Raw genomic sequence first — 21,470 nt, forward strand, 5'->3', positions numbered from 1 at the left:
TCCAATAATTTTTTGAACTCAATCCTTTTCTAATAAATACACATTGTCAAGGTTTTGTATCAAAAATAAAATGTGACAAAGATCTCATTCTTTACATTTTGATCTCAATCAAAAGTGCTAAATAACATATAATAAAAGGGTCTATTATTTATTTAACAATTATAAAAAAGGAATAAACATGAAAACATTGAGTGAATTTATTGTTGAACGCCAAGCGGAGTACCCAAATGCAAAAGGGGAACTTAGTGGTATTTTGTCTTCTATTCGTTTACTAGCAAAAATCATTCATCGTGATATCAACAAAGCGGGTTTAACCAATATTCTTGGTCAGTCTGGTGTCGAAAACGTGCAAGGTGAAAGCCAAATGAAATTGGATTTATTCGCCCATAACACAATGAGCGCAGCACTCATGTCACGTGAAGAAGTGGCGGGTTTTGCTTCTGAGGAAGAAGAAAGCTTTATCGCTTTTGATACTGAACGCGCTCGTAATGCCAAATATATTATTTTAACCGACCCACTTGATGGCTCATCCAATATTGATGTGAACGTTTCGGTTGGGACAATCTTCTCTATTTACCGTCGTGTATCCCCTATTGGCTCACCTGTTACCTTAGAAGATTTTATGCAACCAGGTAATAAACAAGTCGCGGCGGGTTACATCGTGTATGGTTCTTCTACCATGTTGGTTTATACCACTGGTCACGGTGTGAATGGTTTCACTTATGATCCGTCTATCGGTACATTCTGTCTTTCTCATGAAAATATGCAAATGCCAAAAGAGGGCAAAATTTATTCCATCAATGAAGGACAATATCTCAAATTCCCACAAGGGGTAAAAAAATACATTAAATACTGCCAAGAGGAAGATAAAGCAACTAACCGTCCTTATGCTTCACGCTATATCGGGTCATTAGTGGCTGACTTCCATCGTAACTTATTAAAAGGCGGTATCTATATTTACCCAAGTGCAACTAACTATCCAAATGGTAAACTTCGTTTGCTTTATGAAGGCAATCCGATTGCATTCTTAGCAGAACAAGCGGGGGGTATTGCCTCTGATGGTTACAATCGAATTTTAGATATTCAACCAACAGCGCTTCACCAACGTATACCACTTTTCGTCGGTTCTGCAGAAATGGTGAAAAAAGCAGAAGAAATGATGAGAGAATTTAAAGAAGATTAAATTCCTAAAGTGCGGTCAGTTTTGACCGCACTTTTTTAGCTAACAAAAAGGCGAACTTTATATGTTCGCCTTTTTCATTTTTTGTATTAATTAATCTCGTTTTCTTGCAAGTAGCCACCAAATAATCGCCATAAACAAGAGGCTTGGCATTAATGCGCCTAAAAAAGCTGGCGCATTAAATACCACACTCATTTGTCCAAAAATTTCATTGACGACATAGAACAAGAATCCAAAGCAAATCCCCGTTACGATTCTCGCTCCTGCAGTGACACTACGCAATGAACCAAAGATGAAAGACAATGCAAGCATCATCATTACCCCCACAGAAACCGGCTGTAAAATCTTACGCCAATAGGTTAATTCAAAACGACGAGAGTCCTGTCCTGTTTGTTTTAAGAACGCAATATATTCATACAAACCGGAAATGGATAATGATGTTGGACGTAATGAAACTGCGCCTAATTTATCTGGCGTTAAGCTCGTCGCCCAATCTTCTGTTAAACGGTTTGTCGTGGTAATTTGCTCTTTTGATACCGCTGAATTATTGACTTGACGTAACTGCCATTGATTATTTTCTGCAGAATATTGTGCTTGATTCGCATGCTTCAAATGAGTGAGATTACGTTGGTCATCAAAAGTATAAATATAAATATCTTCTAATTTCGCATCATCTTTAATTCGACGCACATAAACGAAATTATTACCGTCTTTTGCCCATACACCATTTTTCACCGAAAGCATTGAACCACCGGAAAGTGCACGAGTACGCATATCACGGGCAAACTGTTCAGTTTGTGGAATCCCCCACTCACCAATAATCATGGTAAAAAGCACCAGTGGAAGTGCCGTTTTCATGACGGCTAATCCAATTTTAAAGCGAGAAAAACCTGCAGATTGCATGACCACCAATTCACTTCGGCTGGCTAAATTACCTAACGCAATTAAGGCTCCTAACAAGGCTGCCATTGGGAAAAAAGTTTCTACATCTTTTGGCATCGTTAAACCTGTATAAGCCACGGCTTGCCAAATATCATAAGAGCCTTTACCTACGCTACGAAATTGCTCTACAAATTTGATAATTGCCGAAAGACCAACTAACGTAAATAGTGTGGCAAAAATTGCCCCTAAGATGCTTTTACCGATATAACGATCAAGAGTATTCATCAACATTGTTATTATCCTTTTCTGAATACACGACGGAGTTTATGCATAGCGGTGCTATCCCAACTATTCAGCACAATTCCTAAAATTAAAAAGGCGATATTTACCAACGGCATTAACAAACCTGCATCAAGCTTACCTGCGCCACCCGCAGATTTAAATGAGCTTTGTAATAAGAAGTAAATTAAATAAAGCAATAATGCCGGTAAGATTTTCGCAAAACGGCCTTGGCGAGGATTTACTTTACTCATTGGTACAGCAATAAGCGCCATTAAAGGCACCGCTAAAATTAAAGTAATACGCCAATGCAATTCTGCTTTGGCTGCGGGACTTTTATCTTTTAATAATTGTTCAAAAGATAATTCAGCCGCTTCATCGCTTTCTGTATTTGTCTCTTGATGACCTAAATACGCTTGGTAATCATCAAAATGTGTAATACGGAAATCAGGAAGCACGGATGTGCCTTCTACACGCAAGGTATTTTGTAAATTCAGCACTTGATCGCCATTTGGTAACGCTTTTAACTCACCTTTTTCAGCGGTAACCACTGATGGCTTCGTTTGGCCTTTGGCTTTCATTTGGAAAAGATAAACATCACTGATTTGATTACCATTGATCTTATCAATGAATAAAACGAAATTATTGTTACTTGTGGACATGAATTGCCCCGAAGTCAACGCGCCCATGGTGGGATTTGCTTTAGCATCTTCGACAATCGCCGCTTGCTTTTGAATGGCCCATGGTGAAAGCCATAAAGCGTTGTAAGCAGCCAAGCCAGCAGTGAACAAAGAAAGAATTAACGCCACACGAACAAGAATACGTTGTCCCACACCACAAGCACGCATTACCGTAATTTCACTTTCTGCGTAGAGACGACCAAAAGTTAGCAAAATGGCGATAAACAAACATAATGGCAACATTAATTGCGCCATTGTTGGCATCCCTAATCCGAGTAAAGAGAACACAAGATCGGCAGGCACTTTACCATTTGCCGCTGAACCAAGCACGCGAACAAGTTGTTGGCTGAAGAAAATTAAAAGCAAAATAAACAAAATCGCAATTTGGCTTTTAAAGACTTCTTTTGTTAAATATCGGGTTAATATCATTCTTTTTTCTAACTAAAAAACACGGGAAACTGGCTAATTTAGATGGCGTATGATACCTTATTTTCACTGATTTAAATAGCAAATTAGCAACATAAGGAAATAACATGAAATATCAAGCAAACTCAACCGCACTTTCTCAATCAACCGATTGCCTTATCATCGGCATTTATGAGAACAACGAATTTACAAAAAGTTTCAATGAAATCGATCAAATCACACAAGGTTACCTCAGCCAATTAGCTCAAAGCCAAGATCTTTCAGGCAAAATTGGTCAAGCGACTCTGCTTCATTCGTTACCAAATCTTGCCGCTAAACGCGTGTTAGTCGCGGGTTGTGGCAAAAAAGGCGAAACGACTGAGCGCCAATTTAAACAAATCATCCAGCGTGTTACCCAAACATTAAAAGAGTTAAATATTCAGCAAGCAGTGAATAATTTAACGGATGTGGAAATTAAAGATCGCGATCTATTTTGGAATGTGCGTTTTACCGTTGAAACCATCGAACATAGTCTTTATCAATTCGACGAATTTAAAAGTAAAAAAGCGGATGCTATCTCACTTCAAGAAATCATTTTTAATACCGATGACGCACAAGCTAAGCAAGCCATCGCAGAAGCACAAGCCATTGCAAATGGTGTAAAAGCTGCGCGTAATATCGCGAATATGCCGCCCAATATTTGTACCCCGGCTTATTTAGCTGAACAAGCTAAAAAATTAGCTGAAACATCAACCGTACTTTCCCTCGATGTGATTGATGAAGAAGACATGACAAAACTTGGCATGAATGCGTATTTAGCCGTATCTCGCGGTTCACAAAACCCAGCTTATATGTCTATTTTACATTTCAACAATGCGCCTGATAAAAACGCAAAACCAATCGTGTTAGTGGGTAAAGGTTTAACCTTTGATGCGGGCGGAATTTCTTTAAAACCTGCCGCAGATATGGATGAAATGAAATACGATATGTGCGGTGCAGCGTCTGTCTTTGGTACGATGAAAGCTATTGCTGAATTAAATCTGCCATTAAATGTCATCGGCGTATTAGCCGGTTGTGAAAACTTACCTGATGGCAATGCCTATCGTCCAGGTGATATTCTTACCACAATGAATGGTTTAACCGTAGAAGTATTAAATACTGACGCTGAAGGACGTTTAGTACTTTGTGATGCGCTCACCTATGTAGAACGTTTTGAACCGCAATATGTGATTGATGTCGCAACCCTAACAGGTGCTTGCGTGGTGGCGTTAGGCCAACATAACAGTGGCTTAGTTTCAACTGATGATGCCTTGGCTGAACAGTTATTACAAGCCGCACAACAAACTACTGATAAAGCTTGGCGTTTACCGTTGAGTGAAGAATATCAAGAGCAATTAAAATCTCCATTTGCTGATTTAGCCAATATTGGGGGGCGCTGGGGCGGCGCGATTACTGCAGGCGCATTCCTCTCCAACTTTACGAAAAAATATACTTGGGCGCATTTAGATATTGCGGGGACAGCTTGGCTTCAAGGCGCCAATAAAGGTGCAACGGGTCGTCCGGTGTCTTTATTAACGCAATTCTTAATTAACCAAACTAAATAATTAATACCTAGGGCTAACGTAACGTTAGCCCTAAAATTTCCCAAAAACCTGACCGCACTTTATTCTAATTCGAATTCCATCAGTAATGGATTATGATCTGATGAAGTGACCACTTCTGATGTTGCACTGACCACCTTTACGCCTCGCGTAAAAATATAATCCAGTGGATACCCTAAAAATCTAACCCGCTCATCTTGAGAGAGCACCACAGAATCTAAGCCGTATTTTTGTATCAAATTATTGACTAAATTCAGACGACGTTCATTCCACGCATTAAAATCACCAGACATGATGATAGGACCTTGATGATTTTCAACAAAGGAAAATAGCTGCTCTAACTGGGTTTGATAAGTGGAAATGCCCCATTCAAAATTAATTAAATGCACATTAATAAGTAGCAAACTATTGCCTTTTTCTAATGGAAAACTCATCACACTTGCCACTTTGGGAATTTGTATTAATGGTTCAGCTACGCCACCACCGCAATACCATTCTGGCTGTGTTTGGGTAAATGTTTTTACACCTGATAAGAGATCTTTAAAAGAAAAAGAGGACACAAAAAGTGCGGTCGAAAATGTACTTAAATTTTGATACTGCGTCGCCTCTTGTAATAACACAAAATCCGCTTGTTTAGAAAGTCGCGCTAAATCTTCTTGCCAACCTTTATCTTGCCCTTTATGTACATTCCAAGTTATCAAATTAAAACGAGAACTGGCTAATTTAGGCACTGAATAATCAGCCTTGTCACATTGCATATTTAACTTGTTTTTAAAAGGAATATAACTCACTTTTTGTGACGTTTTTAGTTGAATAAATGTATGGTCAAAAATCGTTAAATTCGTAAGAAAATATCCAACACCTAAAACCACTAACACTAAGCCAATAGCCAAAAATCGATAGATTCGCTTCATGATTATCCCCTCTCTATGCTCGAATAATAACACCTCATCAAAGCAATGCAACTTTCACTTTAATACGCATCAATACCTACCTACAACACGGTAACTTTAACTTTTAGCTTTGATTTAAATCATACTTTGCTAAAAAATCCGTTGCATTTTTCTTTTATTATCTTAGTATTTCACTCAACTTTTAACTCTACCTAATCAATAAGGAGATTCATTATGTCTTTTGGAGATAAAAAATTAAGTGAAATCGCTGTCAGCGTACCCGGCTCAACTTCTCTACTTCGTGAATACGATTTGGATTTCTGCTGTGGTGGTTCCGATACACTTGCAAATGCAGCGGCAGAAAAAGGATTAAATTTAGCAGAAATTGAAACACGTTTAACCGAGCTTCAAAATAGCAAAGCAGAAAACCCTGAAGAATATTGGGTTAATGCAACTTATCCTGAAATTATCGATCATATTTTAGTTCGCTACCATCAACGTCACCGTGAACAACTTCAAGAATTAATCGTCTTAGCGGATCGTGTAGAAAGTGTTCATGGCGATCGTGAAGATTGTCCAATGGGTGTGGCTGCTGAATTACGCAATGTCTATGAAGATTTGAGCAACCATATGATGAAAGAAGAGCATGTGCTTTTCCCAATGATCAAAGCCGGTAACTATATGATGGCGCAAATGCCAATTCGCATGATGGAAATGGAACATGCAGAACACGGCGAACATTTAGATGTATTGAAATCATTAACAAATAATATGACGCCTCCAGCAGATGCTTGCAATACATGGCGTGCGCTTTATAGTGGCATCCAAGAGTTTGCTGATGATTTAATGATGCATATTCACCGCGAAAATAATATCTTATTCCCACGTGTTATTGCTGAAAATCACTAAATTCAAATCATATAAAAAAGGGCGAAATCATTCGCCCTTTAAAATTAGCCTAAAACTGACCGCACTTTACTTCTCTTCACTGCCTTTATATAAACGGTTTTTATACAAATAGCTGCCAAGTAAAGCATGTGCCAAGGCTTCTTTTTTCATTTCTTCCGGCACTTCTTTTTCAGTTAATGTGTCTTTTTCCTTATCGTAAACATAACCTTTTGCTTTGCTATTTGGTGTTTGGATAACGACATCATGATTACCTTTCATTAACGCTTGCGTTTGATCGAATTGCATAAAGGCACGATCTGGATTCACATCTTTCGTTAAATCAAAGCCAATCATCGGATAATTACCACTTACACCCGCAATAGAAAGCAAGGTTGTCGGCATATCAATTTGACTCACTAAACGACTATCTCGGCGTGGCTCTACATGATCCCCTAAAATTAATGCCGGAATATGGAAATGCTTAATTGGCACTAAGCTTGCGCCAGCTGCACGGGAATCATGGTCTGCAATCACCAAGAACACGGTATCTTTCCAATAATTAGATTGTTTCGCTAATTTGAAGAAATAACCAATGGCATAATCCGCATATTTTGCGCTGTTATTACGGGTTGCTTTTGGTTGTTCGTAAAGCTCAATTTTACCATCCGGAAATTCAAAAGGATCGTGATTGCTCGAACTGAACACTAAGCTAAAGAATGGTTTTCCTTCATTCTGTAATTGGGTAAAGGTTTCGTTCGCTTTATCAAATAAATCCTCATCACTCACGCCCCAAGTCGCGGTAAATTTCGGATTTTGATAATCCTTTTGATCGATAATATTTTGGAAACCGTTACCATAGAAGAAGCTTGCCATGTTATCAAAGTGTTTTTCACCGCCATAAATAAAAGACGTGTTATAACCTTGTTTAGCAAGTAAATCTGCAATGGTAAAGAAACCACTTTGACTGTTATTTAATTTCACCACTGCACGTGCTGGAGTGGGTGTGAAACCTGCTGTAGTAGCTTCAATACCACGTACAGAACGCGTACCTGTCGCATAGAGATTTTCAAATAACCAACCTTCTTTGGCTAATTTATCAAATTCAGGCGAAAGTGGTTTTCCGCCTAATGTACCGACAAATTGCGCGCCAAAACTTTCTTCCAAAATAATGACAATATTTTTCGGTTTACCTTGGTAAGTAGCTTGGTTTTTCGTTAAGGTTGGAATCTTCTCTGAAATATAATCACTTTCAGGACGACCACGGCTTGCTTTGACAATACGCAACATTTCATCGGTATCCATTTTGCCATAGGCTTCAGAAGAAGCTCCTTCATCTTTAAATTGTTGGGCGGCATAAAGAACTGAATAGCCAGAATTCAACACAAGCGAATTCACTAAACCATCGGAAGAGAAAGCCACCATCGCAGGGTTAACACCGCGGTGTTGGAAACTAGAACGCGCCCCTAAAAAAGCAACTGCAATCACAAGCAATGCGACAACAGGACGCCATTTCCAGCTCATCGGACGTAAATTTTTCACTGCATAACCAGATAGCTTCCAATAACAGAAGAAAGCCGTAACGGTAAAAATAAGGCTAAAAATGACCGCAGTTAAATGGCCTTCCATCAACATTGAAAAGACTTCTTTCGGATAAATTAGATATTCGATAAACAGACGGTTTGGACGGAAATCATAGGTTTCGATAAATGCCGGTGTAGCCAATTCCATAAACAGAATAAACACACTGCCAAGGGTAAGCCAGATACGTAAAATCATTTTCCAAATACGGCTATTATGAAATAACACCGTAAATAATGCTGGCACACCAAATAAATAACACAAAGCCACGATGTCCATACGCAAGCCTTGTAAGAATAATTGTCCCCAGCCCGCTACCGCAGAAACACGGTCTGCCTGCCAAATCGCAAGCCCAAGACGAGACAAGGTGAAAATGATCAGATTAATGATAACGAAGAGAAAAATCGGATATAAAGGAGAACGTGTTTGTTTCATTTTGACACTCATAAGTCCTGAAGGTATCGCTACCCTTTGATTAATTTAAAGCACGTGAATGTGCCATTCCTTCTATAGACAGATAAAAAAACACAAAGTGCGGTTAAAAACATCATCATTTTTGACCGCACTTTGGAAGAGAAAGATTAAGCTGAAACTAATGCTTTTAATTGTTTTTCATAAGCTGCCCAATCTGTAATTGGACGTGTTGCCACACCTGTTTCCATCGCTTTTTTCGCTACCGCAGAAGACACAGTAAACAATAAGCGTGGATCAAATGGTGTTGGAATCACATAATCAGGTCCAAAAGATAACGCACCATAATTAGCAATAATTTCTAACGGAACTGGTTCTTTCGCAAGACTTGCAATTGCATGAGAAGCCGCTAATTTCATTTCCTCATTAATCGCTGTTGCCCCCACATCTAAAGCACCACGGAATAAGAATGGGAAACAAAGCACATTATTAACTTGGTTTGGAAAGTCTGAACGACCAGTACAAACAATCGCATCCGGACGTACTGCTTTCGCTTCATCTGGGGTAATTTCAGGTACAGGGTTAGCTAATGCAAGAATCAATGGATTTTCCGCCATGGTTTTCACCATTTCAGCTTTTAATGCACCTGCTTTAGAGCAACCTAAGAACACATCGGCCCCCTTAACGGCATCCGCTAATGTGCGCCAACCATTATCTTCAATCGCGTAGAATTGTTTGGTTTCATCCATATTATCGCCACGGCCTTTGAAAATCACACCTTTAGAGTCACACATGGTGATATTTTCTTTTTTGAAACCTAATGCACGAAGCAAGTTAGTACAAGCAATAGCAGAAGCACCTGCGCCATTTACTACTAAGCGAACATCTGCGATATTTTTTCCAATAATTTCTAAACCATTTAATGCAGCCGCACCGACGATAATGGCTGTACCGTGTTGGTCATCATGGAATACTGGAATTCCCATACGTTCACGCAACGCTTTTTCGATGTGGAAACATTCCGGTGCCTTGATATCTTCAAGGTTAATGCCACCAAACGTTGGCTCTAGTGAAGCGATGATATCGATTAATTTATCTGGATCATGTTCATTGATTTCAATGTCGAATACATTGATGCCGGCAAATTTTTTGAACAATACCCCTTTCCCTTCCATAACTGGTTTTGAGGCGAGTGCACCAATATTTCCTAAACCTAATACCGCTGTACCATTTGAAATCACGGCAACTAAGTTAGCGCGAGCGGTATAACGGCTTGCAGCAGAAGGATCTTTTTCAATTTCTAAGCAAGGCTCTGCAACACCGGGAGAATAAGCAAGAGCTAAATCATGTTGGGTTTCTAGCGATTTGGTTGGGGTGACCGCAATTTTTCCCGGAATTGGGAATTCATGAAAATCTAATGCGGCTTGGCGTAATTGTTCGCTCATATAAAAATACTCCATTTTCACTTAGGCTAAATAAAATTTGCGCCATTATACTCTCTTTTTTAGAGAAATTTGTGATATACCGCAAAAATTTTACAAAATGATTACAAAATATGAGTGAAATCGACCGCACTTTTTGTCTTTTCTTCACATTTTTGGCCAAAAACGTTACTATGTCGCCAAAAAACATACAGGATTTAAATAATGAGCTTGTTTTCTAAATTTAGAAGTGCCATCAATAAATTACAACGGAAAGCGATTAACAAAACCTTCCAAAAACGGTTAACCAACCAAGGCATGTCAGTGATTTCTGCAAACTGTGTCGGTGCATTTATTTTGCACGACCTCAATCAGCCTTTTAATTCTCCGTTTGTTAACCTTTATTTAGACCCTAGCGATTTTGTTCGCTATCTACAGAACATCACATTCTATCAAGCACAACCGCTTCAATTTATACAAACAGAAAAACCGTACCCAGTTGGTCTATTAGGTGATCTTAAAGTGCACTTTATGCACTACCACTCCGAACAAGAGGCTCGGGAAAAGTGGGAAGCACGCTCACAGCGTTTAGATCTCGATAATTTGTTTATTATGATGACAGATAAAGATGGTGGAAAAGGTGCAAAATATGAAGACTTGCAAGCCTTCGATAGCTTACCTTATCCAAACAAAGTCGTCTTTACCCACAAGCCATATCCCGAATTAAAATCCGCTTTCTACATTAAAGGCTTTGAAAACGAAGGAGAAGTGGGCGATTTATTTACTTTTTCCGGTTGGAATGGCGAAAAATATTATGATCAGTTTGATTACGTCAGCTGGTTCAATCAAAAATAAGAGTTTACAATGCGATTAGATAAATTTATTGCCGAGAATACAGGTTTAACCCGTTCACAAGCTACTAAAGCCATTCGCCAAAGTGCGGTCAAAATTAATGGTGAAATTGTGAAAAATGGTGCGACTAAAGTTAGCCAAGAAGATGAAATTTATTTTGAAGATGAATGGTTGCCTTGGGTGGAAGAAGGTCAATATTTTATGTTGCATAAGCCTCAAGGCTACGTTTGCTCTAATGATGACGGTGACTACCCTACTATTTATCAATTCTTTGAACCGCCACTTTCTGGTAAGTTACACAGTGCTGGTCGATTAGATGTGGATACCACAGGCCTCGTGCTATTAACGGATGATGGTCAATGGTCGCATCGTATTACTTCACCAAAACATCAATGCGAAAAAATCTATTTAGTCACTTTAGCCGATCCAGTTGAAAACCATTATGCTTCAGCCTGTGAAGAAGGCATTCTGCTACGTGGTGAAAAAGAACCAACTAAGCCGGCGAAATTAGAAGTATTAGATGATTACAACGTGAATCTGACTATCTCTGAAGGGCGCTATCATCAGGTGAAACGAATGTTTGCTGCACTGGGCAATAAAGTCGTTGCGCTACACCGTTGGAGAATAGGTAACGTTGAATTAGATGAAAGCTTAGAAGAAGGCGAATTTCGTCCACTCACTCAGGAAGAAATCGACAATTTAGTGAAATAATATGAGCCAAAATATTAAACCTACCTTTATCTTTATCGCCACGCTCGGCATCCTCTCGATGCTACCGCCTTTGGGTGTGGATATGTATATTCCGTCCTTTTTAAATATTGCTGAAGACTTAAATATCAACTCCGAGCAAGTTCAGCACACGCTGACATTCTTTGCTTACGGCATGGCAGCAGGGCAATTATTCTGGGGACCATTTGGTGATAGTTTTGGTCGCAAACCGATTATTTTATTAGGTGTCATTATTGGTGCCATTACAGCCATTATTTTAACCGGTATTCACTCTATAGGCAGTTTCACTGCACTGCGTTTCATTCAAGGTTTCTTTGGTGCAGCCCCCGTTGTGCTTTCTGGGGCGTTATTACGGGATTTATTTAGCAAGGATCAACTCTCTCGAGTCATGTCCACCATCACGCTTGTCTTTATGATTGCGCCGCTTGTTGCACCTGTGATTGGCGGATATATTGTGAAGTATTTCCACTGGCACATGATTTTTTATGTGATTGGTACGATGGGATTTCTTGCGGCATTACTCGTCTTTTTCATTATTCCTGAAACCCATAAACAAGAAAATCGTATTCCTCTTCGCCTAAATATCATTGCCCGTAACTTCATGATGCTTTCAAAACAAAAAGAAGTGTTAGGTTATATGGCGGCCGCCTCTTTTGGATTTGGCGGTTTATTTGCTTTCGTCACTGCAGGGTCTATTGTCTATATCGGTATTTATGGCATCCCTGTCGACGAATTCGGTTATTTCTTTATGATCAATATTGCCATCATGACAACGGCCTCTTACCTCAATGGGAAATTTGTATTGAAATTAGGTGCTGAAACCATGTTACGAATTGGTATTGCAGTACAATTCATATCAGGAATTTGGTTATTTTTAACCGCACTTTTTGATTTCGGTTTTTGGCCAATGGCAATTGGCGTAGCCTTTTTTGTTGGACAAAATCCATTAATATCATCCAATGCAACAGCCTCTATTCTAGAGAAATTCCCAACGATGGCGGGTACCGCCAACTCATTAATGGGAAGTGTACGTTTTGGTGTAGGTGCGGTGATGGGTTCCTTGGTAGCGAGCTTTAAAATGGAAACCGCGGCACCAATGCTCTATACAATGACAGCTTGCGTGGTCATTTCAGCCCTCTCTTATTACTTCCTGACTTATCGAAATGAACGATAAAGTGCGGTCAATTTTAAAATCAATTTAAAACAATAAAGGCGGGACTCCCCGCCTTTGTCATATTCCATCAAAATTTATTTCCAAATTCGATGATCTAATACTCGTTTTTTAATTTCAGGATAAAGGTCTATTTTAAATTCGGGCTCTTTTCCTTCTTTTAATTGGCGTTGATAATCCTTCATTAACTTCCACACAATCGGGGAAAGTAAAACGATCGCGACTAAGTTAATAATTGCCATCACAGCCATCACAGTATCCGCAAAATTCCACACAACATTACCTGATTTTACCGAACCGAAATAAACGAAGAATAATACCGATAAACGGAATGCCCATACAAACCAAGGTTTATTTTTAATAAAGCGAATGTTACTTTCTGCGTAAGCATAGTTACCGATAATAGAGGAATAAGCGAAAAGCAATAAAATGAAAGCTAAGAAGTGTACGCCAAACTCCCCAACATGATAACGCAATGCGTTTTGCGTTAAGGAAATACTTTTCAGTGTTTCACTGCCATAGTTATCAGAAAGCAGAATAATTACTGCCGTACAAGTACAAACGATCATGGTATCTACAAACACACCAAGCATTTGTACTAAACCTTGACTAACTGGATGTTTTACATGAGCGGCAGCCGCTGCATTTGGTGCAGAGCCCATCCCCGCTTCATTAGAGAATAATCCACGTTTAATCCCCATCATCATGGCTTTGGAGACTAAAGCACCAAACATACCACCTGCAGCTGATTGGAAAGTAAAAGCACTTTTATAAATATTGGCGATTACCGTCGGAATCATATCAATATGCATACCTAAGATAATTACCGCCATGATTAAATAAAAGAGTGCCATCATCGGTACTACGCTACTAGAAATGGTCGCAATACGTTTTACACCACCAAAAATAATTGCAGCAGTTAATACCACTAAAAACAGACCTACATATTCACCTTGCCAATCCCAAGCATTTTTAGTTGCTTCTACGATTGAGTTTGCTTGAACCGAATTAAATGCAAAACCAAAAGTAAAAATAAGTGATACCGCAAACGCTACCGCTAAGCAACGTGATTTTAAACCTTGTGTAATATAGTAAGCGGGGCCACCACGGAAAGAACCATCTTTATCTTGAATTTTGAATACCTGTGCTAAAGTCGATTCAGCAAAAGCACTCGACATCCCAATAAATGCCGTTACCCACATCCAGAATACTGCCCCTTCTCCACCAAGTGCAATGGCTGTTGCCACACCACTGATATTACCTACGCCAACTCGACTAGCGAGCCCAGTTGCAAACGCTTGGAATGGCGTTAAAGAATTTCCCTCTGCTGCACGTCCAAACCACATTTCACGTATACTTGTAGGGAAAAGACGTAACTGCACTAACCCTGTAGTAATGGTAAAAAATAGACCGACACCTAATAAAATAACAATGGTGATATTCCATAATGGCTCGTCAAAATGCTCGATAACCCATGTCAATCCTTGTTCAATCCAGTTCCCAAATTCTGTCAACATAAAAACCTCACTTAAAAAACCCATATCCTGATTGTAAATAGACAAAAGAAAAAATCCAGTTTTCTTAAAGAAAAACTGGATTCCCATCCTATAATATAAAATTTATTCAAATTTTCGCTGTATTTTTAGATTAAATCTATTCACAGTTTAAAAATAACGCGGCTGCTCCACGAACACCACCGGAATCACCATGTTTTGCTTTTTTGATTGGTGGTACTTTTGCACTACGCATTAAATGAGCAGGCAATGCTTTTGGTAACGCTTCATAAAGATAATCAAAATTCGATAAACCACCGCCGAGCACAATCATATGCGGATCAAATGCAGTGATAATATTTCCGATAGAAATAGCCGCTAATTCAACAAAAATACGAACAAAATCAACCGCACTTTCCTCTTTCGCATAAAAGCGATCAATAATTTCTTTGGCTGATAACTCTTCCCCTTTTAAATCACGGTACAACATTTCAAAGCCGCGACCGGAAATATACGTATCTAAACAGGCCTGATTGCCACAACCACATTGATAAATAGGTGCTTTATCCCAGCCCAATAATTTTAAGGCATGATAATTTAATTGAAGATGACCTAACTCCCCTGCCATCCCGACTTGTCCTGAGTGAATTTTGCCATTAATTACAAAACCACCACCAAAGCCCGTCCCCAAAATAAGCCCTAATACAGAAGGATATTGGGTATTTTCGTCATCACAGGCTTCAGAGAGAGCAAAACAATTTGCATCATTTTCTGCCCGCACTTCACGATCTAAAACTCGTTCAAGATCGGCTAAAATTGGCTTATTATCTGCAACACGAATATTCGTCACTTCAGCAAGCCCAGTTGTTAAATTAACAAATCCAGGCAAACCTAAACCTACTGTGCCTTTTTCACCAAAGTGGGCATCAGCACGTTCTACTAGCGTTTTGATCGCTTGTAACCAATCTTGATAATCTGTTTGTGGCGTTGGCACGCGCTCGGTATAAAGTTTTTCTAATTTTTCATTAAAAGCAGCCAATTCAATCTTTGTGCCACCGATATCAATACCGTAATACATATTGTCTCCTTAAAAGAGCGGTCAAAATTATTGAAATTTATAGGTTGTATTTTCCTTGAAATCAAAATGAAAATCCATGACAAAAATCATATTTTCTACAAGCAATAAAAAAGACCGACTTTATCACTAAAACCGGTCTTTGATGTTATTTATTGTTAAACAAACCTTTCTTCTGTAAGAAACCAAAAATAATTAAATGAACAATCCACGCCGAAATTATCGCCACAAATAAATCGATAGGATAATGCATTCCAAGGCGCACACGACTAATTAACATTAATACGCCCCAAATGGTCATGGCACCAATCAGTAATTCCGCTTTAAAAGAACGTTTCCCTAATAATTGGCTAAATCCAACGGCTAACATTAGCCAAGTGGCGGCAAAAATAGAATGTCCTGATGGGAAAGAATAACCCGTTTCATCTTCATAATGCGCTTTTAACCAGGCTGGTGTATCGGCTTGTGTAGAATAAAATTTATCCACTAATTTTGCACGCTCTGAACGATCTTGCTGATAAAAAGCATCCGTCGTACTTTCTGTTTTTTCTGCTAAATAGACAGTGAAAGGACGCGGCTCGGCAAAAACCGTTTTTAAACCTGTTTTAATTACTTGTGTGGATAATACGGACAAGCCCATTACAATCACGCCCATAATCCATTGTTTACGATTTTCAAAAAGAAAACGGAAAAGTAAAGCAAACACACCACAGGTAATTAAAGCATAAGGCACACTACCTGTTTCGGTTAAAAGATAAAGCCAATAATCCCATTCCATTAATTGGTTGTTTCCATGCCAATGATAAGCAAAACCCCAAACAAAAAATGGTACAAGACAAAGGAATAACGTATATAATGACAGCCTTTTAAACATTGTTGCCTCTTGATAATAAAAATAAAGTGCATATTTTAGCAGAATAAAGTTGAAAAAAGGATAAGTTATGTCAAAAATCCAACTGGTTGCTCAAGCCAATTTGCCTACCGAATATGGCATATTTAAAATGGTCGGATTTGAATTTCCCGATACAAAAAAAGAACATGTTGCTTTAGTAATGGGTGATATTTCAAACCAAGACGAGCCTGTGCTCGCCCGCATTCATTCTGAATGTCTAACAGGCGATGCATTACACAGTTTAAAATGCGATTGTGGTTTCCAACTAGCAGCGGCATTACGTCAAATTAGCGAAGCGGGTCGTGGTGTTTTAATCTATCATCGTGAAGAAGGCCGTGGCATTGGGTTAATTAACAAAATTCGAGCTTATTCCTTACAAGATCAAGGCATGGATACTATTGAAGCCAATCTTGCATTAGGTTTTAAAGCCGATGAGCGTAACTTTAATGTGTGTGCCGATATGTTTGAATTATTAGGTGTAAAACAAGTTCGCTTGATGACAAACAACCCGCAAAAAGTTGAAACCATGAAAAAAGCGGGCATTAATATCGTAGAACGAGTACCGTTGAATGTGGGTGAAAATCGTTACAACACGAAATATCTTGATACCAAAGCGAAAAAAATGGGCCACTATATTGTGCATAATAATGAAGAGCATTTAATGACTTGCCCACATTGCCAAGAAGAAGTGATTTAAATAAAAAAGCCATACAACTGTATGGCTTTTCTTTTATCAAAACAATTATTGATTAACGCCCCAATGACGAGTATCTTTATCAAATTTCATGCCTGAATGGGAGCCTTCTGAACCATTAAAATAAACGTCTTTATTTGCGCAAGCTGAAATTACTAATGCACCAAGAACAATAAGAATTAATTTTTTCATTGTGTTTACCTTTTTTAAAACTAAGTTGCCCAAATTGTATCACAATTCTCTCCGTATTTTCCTGCTTAAATTAGTCCTTTTCTTGCAAAATTTATCTTTGACTTCTACAATACCGCCTCATTTTTAACTTGTAGTTCGCAAACCTCCTACATAAAAAAACTAGGTATCCTATGAATATTTCAAATCCTAATCACAATCGTAAAGCCCTCGTAATCTTCTCTGGTGGACAAGATTCCACAACCTGTTTAATTCAAGCTATTGCCGAATATGGCGTAGAAAATGTCGAAACCGTCACCTTTCAATATGGTCAACGCCATGCTATTGAATTAGAAAAAGCCCGTTGGATCGCCAAAGATCTCGGCGTAAAACAAACGTTGATTGATACGTCTGTCATCAAATCCATTACCCATAATGCCCTAATGGATGCAAATGCAGATATTGAACAAAAAGACGGTGAATTACCGAACACCTTTGTGGATGGCCGCAATGCGCTCTTCTTATTGTATGCCGCGATTTACGCAAAAGGCCAAGATATTAATGACATTATCACGGGCGTATGTGAAACAGATTTCAGTGGCTATCCCGATTGTCGCGATGTGTTTATCAAATCCATGAATGTCACCCTTAATTTAGCCATGGATTATCCGTTCAATTTAAAAACACCGTTAATGTATCTTACCAAAGCACAAACTTGGGCATTAGCTGATGAATTAGGTGCGTTAGATTATATTCGCCATCACACTCATACTTGTTACGAAGGTGTTGAAGGTGGCTGCGGGGAATGCCCAAGCTGCAAATTGAGAGATAAAGGCTTGCTGGAATATTTAGCCACAAAAGTAAAAGCTTAGTATCGAGATAATTTAACCCATAACAGATTTAATAGGTTCAAATGAATCCAAAGTGCGGTCAAAATTCACGTCAAATTTTGACCGCACTTTTACTTGATATAGTATCCTTATCTTTTCTCATCTTTGATTTTATAAACGCGTCATTTTTTGATAAAATCACGCCAATTTTTTATAAATAAGTAACTAATTTTAAAAATGACTACAAATTATTCCGCTCAAGAAATTACGGTTCTGAAAGATCTCGAACCGGTGCAAATTCGCCCCGGCATGTACACGGACACGACTCGTCCAAATCATCTTGCTCAAGAAGTTATCGATAACAGTGTGGACGAAGCCCTTGCGGGTTTTGCCACCAAAGTTGAAGTAATTTTACATGCTGATCAATCGCTTGAAGTTATTGATAATGGCCGTGGAATGCCAGTGGATATTCACCCAACTGAAGGAGTTTCTGGTGTCGAAGTGATCTTAACTAAACTTCACGCTGGCGGTAAATTCTCGAATAAAAACTATGAATTTGCCGGTGGTTTACACGGGGTGGGAATTTCTGTCGTCAATGCCCTTTCTGAACGCGTTGATATTCAAGTTAAACGTAACGGCGAAGTATATAAAATTGCTTTTGAAAATGGCGTAAAAGTAGAAGAATTAGAAGTCATCGGAACTTGTGGCAGACGTACAACCGGTACCACCGTTCACTTCAAACCAAACCCAAAATATTTTGATAGCAAGAATTTTTCTGTCAGCCGTTTACGCCACTTATTGCGTGCGAAAGCCGTGCTTTGTTCAGGCTTAGAAATTAAATTTGTCGATAAAGTGAATAACACCGAAGATGTGTGGTGCTATCAAGATGGTTTATCCGATTACTTAACCGAAGCAGTGAATGGTTTTGAAACCTTACCTGAAAAACCTTTTGTGGGTGAATTTAAAGGTTCTACTGAAGCGGTAAGCTGGGCATTATTATGGTTGCCGGAAGGTGGTGAGCTTATTGCAGAAAGCTATGTAAACTTGATTCCTACGGTACAAGGCGGAACACACGTAAATGGTCTTCGCCAAGGCTTGCTCAATGCCATGACTGAATATTGCGAATTCCGCAATAAATTACCACGTGGGGTGAAATTAACGGCAGACGACATTTGGGATCGCTGTGCTTATATTCTTTCTCTGAAAATGCAAGATGCTCAATTTGCTGGCCAAACAAAAGAACGTTTATCTTCCCGTCAAAGTGCGGTCTTTGTTTCGGGTGTTTTAAAAGATGCCTTCAGTTTATGGTTGAATCAAAATGTACAAGATGCAGATCGCTTAGCTGAAATGGCGATCAGTTCTGCACAACGTCGTCTGAATGCAGCCAAAAAAGTCGTGCGTAAAAAATTAGTGAGTGGTCCTGCTCTACCGGGTAAATTAGCCGATTGTGCATCACAAAATTTAGAAAAAACCGAATTATTTTTAGTAGAGGGTGACTCTGCGGGCGGCTCGGCCAAACAGGCGCGAGATCGTGAATATCAAGCGATCCTACCTTTACGCGGAAAAATCTTAAATACTTGGGAAGTCGCCAGTGATCAAGTGCTTGGCTCAACGGAAATTCATGATATTGCTGTGGCGCTTGGTATCGATCCTGATAATGAAGACTTATCTCAACTTCGTTACGGGAAAGTCTGTATTTTAGCCGATGCGGACTCTGATGGTTTGCATATCGCCACCCTACTCTGTGCCCTCTTTTTACGTCACTTCCCTAAATTGGTTCAAGATGGACACGTTTATGTGGCAATGCCACCACTCTATCGTATCGACTTAGGTAAAGAAGTCTTTTATGCCCTCGATGAAAACGAAAAAGAAGCAATTTTAGAACGCTTAAAAGGTAAAAAAGGCACTTTAAACGTACAACGATTCAAAGGTTTAGGTGAAATGGATCCATCACAATTACGTGAAACCACCATGGATCCGAATACACGCCGTTTAGTTCAATTAACCTATGAGCTAGGCGAAGATCAAGGCGCGGAAACATTAGAATTAATGGATATGTTACTTGCCAAAAAACGAGCGGAAGATCGCAAAAATTGGTTACAAACCAATGGCGACCAAGTGGATTTAGCTGTTTAATTATTTGAGGTCAATCATGAACGAACAACGTCGAGATTTTTTTAAAAACAGTGCACTAGGCCTAGCAACAATTACATTAGGTGCTGGTTTAAGCCTTATTCCTTCTGCTCAAGCAGAAGAAAAAGCCTCAAATACAGCAACCACTGCAGTTGAGAATTTACCAGAGATTGAAGCTGAACTGACGCTTGCGCCCAATGTGCCAAAACCGATTGAGCGTAACTATCCAGCAAAAGTCGTGGTAAAACTGACCGCACTTGAGCAAATTATGGATTTAATGGATGGTGTGCAATTTAAATTTTGGACATTAAATGGGAGCGTGCCTGCGCCGTTTATTCGTGTGCGCGAAGGCGACATGGTGGAAGTGCAACTTTCCAACTCAGCGAGTTCAATGATGCCACACAGTATCGATTTCCATGCTGCAGCCGTACCAATGGGCGGAGCACTCGCAAGTGAAACACCACCAACGCGTACATCAACCTTCCAATTTAGAGCGTTACGTTCGGGAATTTATCTATACCACTGTGGCAGTCAGCCTGTGGATATTCACCTTGCCAAAGGGATGTATGGTTTAGTTTTAGTTGAGCCCAAAGAAGGCTTACCAAAAGTGGATCGCGAATTTTACATTATGCAAAGTGAATTCTATACCAAAGGTGAATTTGGCGAGCCTGGCTTGCAACCATTCAGTATGCAAAAAGCCATTGATGAACGCCCTGAATACGTCCTCTTCAACGGTAAAGTCGGTGCAACTATGGACGGAAATGCCTTAAAAGCGAAAACCGGTGAAAGCATTCGTCTATTTGTAGGAAATGCTGGACCAAATTTATGCTCTTCTTTCCACTTAATTGGTGCTGTATTTGATAATGTGTATGTGGAAGGCGGTACGCTTGTTAATCATAATGTTCAAACTACCCTGATTCCATCCGGCAGTGCCACCATGGTGGAAACACGAATTGATGTACCGGGCACTTATGTCTTTATGGATCACTCGATTTTCCGTGCTGTAAATAAAGGCACGATGGGACAAATCGTGGTCGAAGGCGAAAAAAATCCGAATATTTATTCCGGAAAACTAAAAGACGAAGCCTTTAAAGAAGCCAATCCACAAAAACCACAACCTGTTCCTTACGAAATTGACAGTCATAAAGGAATGGATATGGGGCATTCTCATCACGAACATTCTGATGCGAGTTCCGGTGCAACCAGAAAATAGAT

19 protein-coding genes and 1 riboswitch are annotated in these 21,470 nt (G+C 39.3%); of the genes, 10 read left to right on the top strand and 9 right to left on the bottom strand.

All coding sequences use genetic code 11. The annotated features are described in order from the left end of the window. Positions 1-178: 178 nt before the first annotated feature. Entirely contained in the window at positions 179-1,183 is a 1,005-nt protein-coding gene (fbp, locus tag HMPREF2732_RS02570) for a class 1 fructose-bisphosphatase (RefSeq protein WP_049367726.1), read from the top strand. A gap of 90 nt (positions 1,184-1,273) precedes the next feature. Here the strand turns inward: fbp and lptG are convergent, their stop codons facing one another. Together lptG and lptF are read right to left on the bottom strand one after the other, a co-directional pair. Further along, positions 1,274-2,347, bottom strand: a complete 1,074-nt coding sequence (lptG, locus tag HMPREF2732_RS02575) for an LPS export ABC transporter permease LptG (protein WP_178161082.1) — start codon at positions 2,345-2,347, stop codon at positions 1,274-1,276. A gap of 11 nt (positions 2,348-2,358) precedes the next feature. Further along, positions 2,359-3,450 (bottom strand): LPS export ABC transporter permease LptF, encoded by a 1,092-nt coding sequence (gene lptF / locus HMPREF2732_RS02580; RefSeq protein WP_070590851.1) that lies wholly within the window; start codon positions 3,448-3,450, stop codon positions 2,359-2,361. Positions 3,451-3,554: 104 nt separating this feature from the next. On the opposite strand from lptF, the gene HMPREF2732_RS02585 reads away from it, so the two are divergent. Continuing rightward, a complete protein-coding gene (locus HMPREF2732_RS02585; RefSeq protein WP_070590854.1) occupies positions 3,555-5,030 on the top strand; it encodes a leucyl aminopeptidase in 1,476 nt (491 codons plus the stop codon). A 59-nt stretch (positions 5,031-5,089) separates the two neighbouring features. Here HMPREF2732_RS02585 and HMPREF2732_RS02590 read toward each other — a convergent pair whose 3' ends face one another. Further along, a complete protein-coding gene (locus tag HMPREF2732_RS02590; RefSeq protein ID WP_049368860.1) occupies positions 5,090-5,941 on the bottom strand; it encodes an endonuclease/exonuclease/phosphatase family protein in 852 nt (283 codons plus the stop codon). A 213-nt stretch (positions 5,942-6,154) separates the two neighbouring features. Between HMPREF2732_RS02590 and ytfE the strand changes: the two genes are divergently transcribed. Continuing rightward, a complete protein-coding gene (ytfE, locus tag HMPREF2732_RS02595) occupies positions 6,155-6,829 on the top strand; it encodes an iron-sulfur cluster repair protein YtfE (protein ID WP_049373358.1) in 675 nt (224 codons plus the stop codon). A gap of 66 nt (positions 6,830-6,895) precedes the next feature. Here the strand turns inward: ytfE and HMPREF2732_RS02600 are convergent, their stop codons facing one another. Continuing rightward, positions 6,896-8,821, bottom strand: coding sequence for an LTA synthase family protein (locus tag HMPREF2732_RS02600; protein ID WP_070590857.1), 1,926 nt, complete (start codon positions 8,819-8,821; stop codon positions 6,896-6,898). Between the two features lie 146 nt (positions 8,822-8,967). Next, the gene (locus HMPREF2732_RS02605; protein WP_070590860.1) at positions 8,968-10,242 is read right to left on the bottom strand and encodes a malic enzyme-like NAD(P)-binding protein; all 1,275 of its coding nucleotides are present in this window, start codon (positions 10,240-10,242) and stop codon (positions 8,968-8,970) included. A gap of 201 nt (positions 10,243-10,443) precedes the next feature. Between HMPREF2732_RS02605 and HMPREF2732_RS02610 the strand changes: the two genes are divergently transcribed. From HMPREF2732_RS02610 to HMPREF2732_RS02620, 3 genes are read left to right on the top strand one after another with little or no spacing between them, the layout of a single operon-like run. Next, the gene (locus HMPREF2732_RS02610) at positions 10,444-11,073 is read left to right on the top strand and encodes a DUF1919 domain-containing protein (RefSeq protein ID WP_070590862.1); all 630 of its coding nucleotides are present in this window, start codon (positions 10,444-10,446) and stop codon (positions 11,071-11,073) included. Between the two features lie 9 nt (positions 11,074-11,082). After that, the gene (rsuA, locus tag HMPREF2732_RS02615; RefSeq protein WP_070590864.1) at positions 11,083-11,781 is read left to right on the top strand and encodes a 16S rRNA pseudouridine(516) synthase RsuA; all 699 of its coding nucleotides are present in this window, start codon (positions 11,083-11,085) and stop codon (positions 11,779-11,781) included. Position 11,782: 1 nt separating this feature from the next. Beyond that, on the top strand, positions 11,783-12,973 hold the full coding sequence (locus HMPREF2732_RS02620; RefSeq protein WP_041918277.1) for a Bcr/CflA family multidrug efflux MFS transporter: 1,191 nt from the start codon (positions 11,783-11,785) through the stop codon (positions 12,971-12,973). 74 nt (positions 12,974-13,047) lie between these two features. Here HMPREF2732_RS02620 and HMPREF2732_RS02625 read toward each other — a convergent pair whose 3' ends face one another. From HMPREF2732_RS02625 to HMPREF2732_RS02635, 3 genes are all read right to left on the bottom strand, one after another. After that, positions 13,048-14,487, bottom strand: coding sequence for an alanine/glycine:cation symporter family protein (locus HMPREF2732_RS02625; RefSeq protein WP_070590891.1), 1,440 nt, complete (start codon positions 14,485-14,487; stop codon positions 13,048-13,050). A 136-nt stretch (positions 14,488-14,623) separates the two neighbouring features. Next, positions 14,624-15,541, bottom strand: a complete 918-nt coding sequence (gene nagK / locus HMPREF2732_RS02630; RefSeq protein ID WP_070590866.1) for an N-acetylglucosamine kinase — start codon at positions 15,539-15,541, stop codon at positions 14,624-14,626. A gap of 145 nt (positions 15,542-15,686) precedes the next feature. Beyond that, positions 15,687-16,412 (bottom strand): phosphatase PAP2 family protein, encoded by a 726-nt coding sequence (locus HMPREF2732_RS02635; protein WP_070590868.1) that lies wholly within the window; start codon positions 16,410-16,412, stop codon positions 15,687-15,689. Positions 16,413-16,479: 67 nt separating this feature from the next. Here HMPREF2732_RS02635 and ribA point away from each other — a divergent pair, with 67 nt between their 5' ends. Then, positions 16,480-17,127 (top strand): GTP cyclohydrolase II, encoded by a 648-nt coding sequence (gene ribA / locus HMPREF2732_RS02640; protein WP_005696347.1) that lies wholly within the window; start codon positions 16,480-16,482, stop codon positions 17,125-17,127. A 45-nt stretch (positions 17,128-17,172) separates the two neighbouring features. On the opposite strand, the gene HMPREF2732_RS02645 is transcribed toward ribA, so the two are convergent. Continuing rightward, the gene (locus HMPREF2732_RS02645) at positions 17,173-17,316 is read right to left on the bottom strand and encodes a hypothetical protein (protein ID WP_070590871.1); all 144 of its coding nucleotides are present in this window, start codon (positions 17,314-17,316) and stop codon (positions 17,173-17,175) included. A 124-nt stretch (positions 17,317-17,440) separates the two neighbouring features. Further along, positions 17,441-17,485: riboswitch (PreQ1 riboswitch) on the top strand. A gap of 1 nt (position 17,486) precedes the next feature. Here HMPREF2732_RS02645 and queC point away from each other — a divergent pair. The 3 genes from queC to nirK all read left to right on the top strand — a co-directional run bounded on the left by queC (position 17,487) and on the right by nirK (position 21,468). Beyond that, the gene (gene queC, locus HMPREF2732_RS02650) at positions 17,487-18,164 is read left to right on the top strand and encodes a 7-cyano-7-deazaguanine synthase QueC (protein ID WP_049383981.1); all 678 of its coding nucleotides are present in this window, start codon (positions 17,487-17,489) and stop codon (positions 18,162-18,164) included. Between the two features lie 195 nt (positions 18,165-18,359). Next, positions 18,360-20,258: a DNA topoisomerase IV subunit B gene (gene parE / locus HMPREF2732_RS02655; RefSeq protein WP_070590873.1), complete on the top strand. Its 1,899-nt coding sequence runs from the start codon at positions 18,360-18,362 to the stop codon at positions 20,256-20,258. Positions 20,259-20,274: 16 nt separating this feature from the next. Further along, complete coding sequence (gene nirK / locus HMPREF2732_RS02660; RefSeq protein WP_070590876.1) at positions 20,275-21,468, top strand: copper-containing nitrite reductase; 1,194 nt, start codon at positions 20,275-20,277, stop codon at positions 21,466-21,468. The last annotated feature ends 2 nt before the right edge of the window (positions 21,469-21,470 follow it).

Origin of the sequence: Haemophilus sp. HMSC061E01 (genome assembly GCF_001810345.1) — a bacterium.
Taxonomy (GTDB): domain Bacteria; phylum Pseudomonadota; class Gammaproteobacteria; order Enterobacterales; family Pasteurellaceae; genus Haemophilus_D.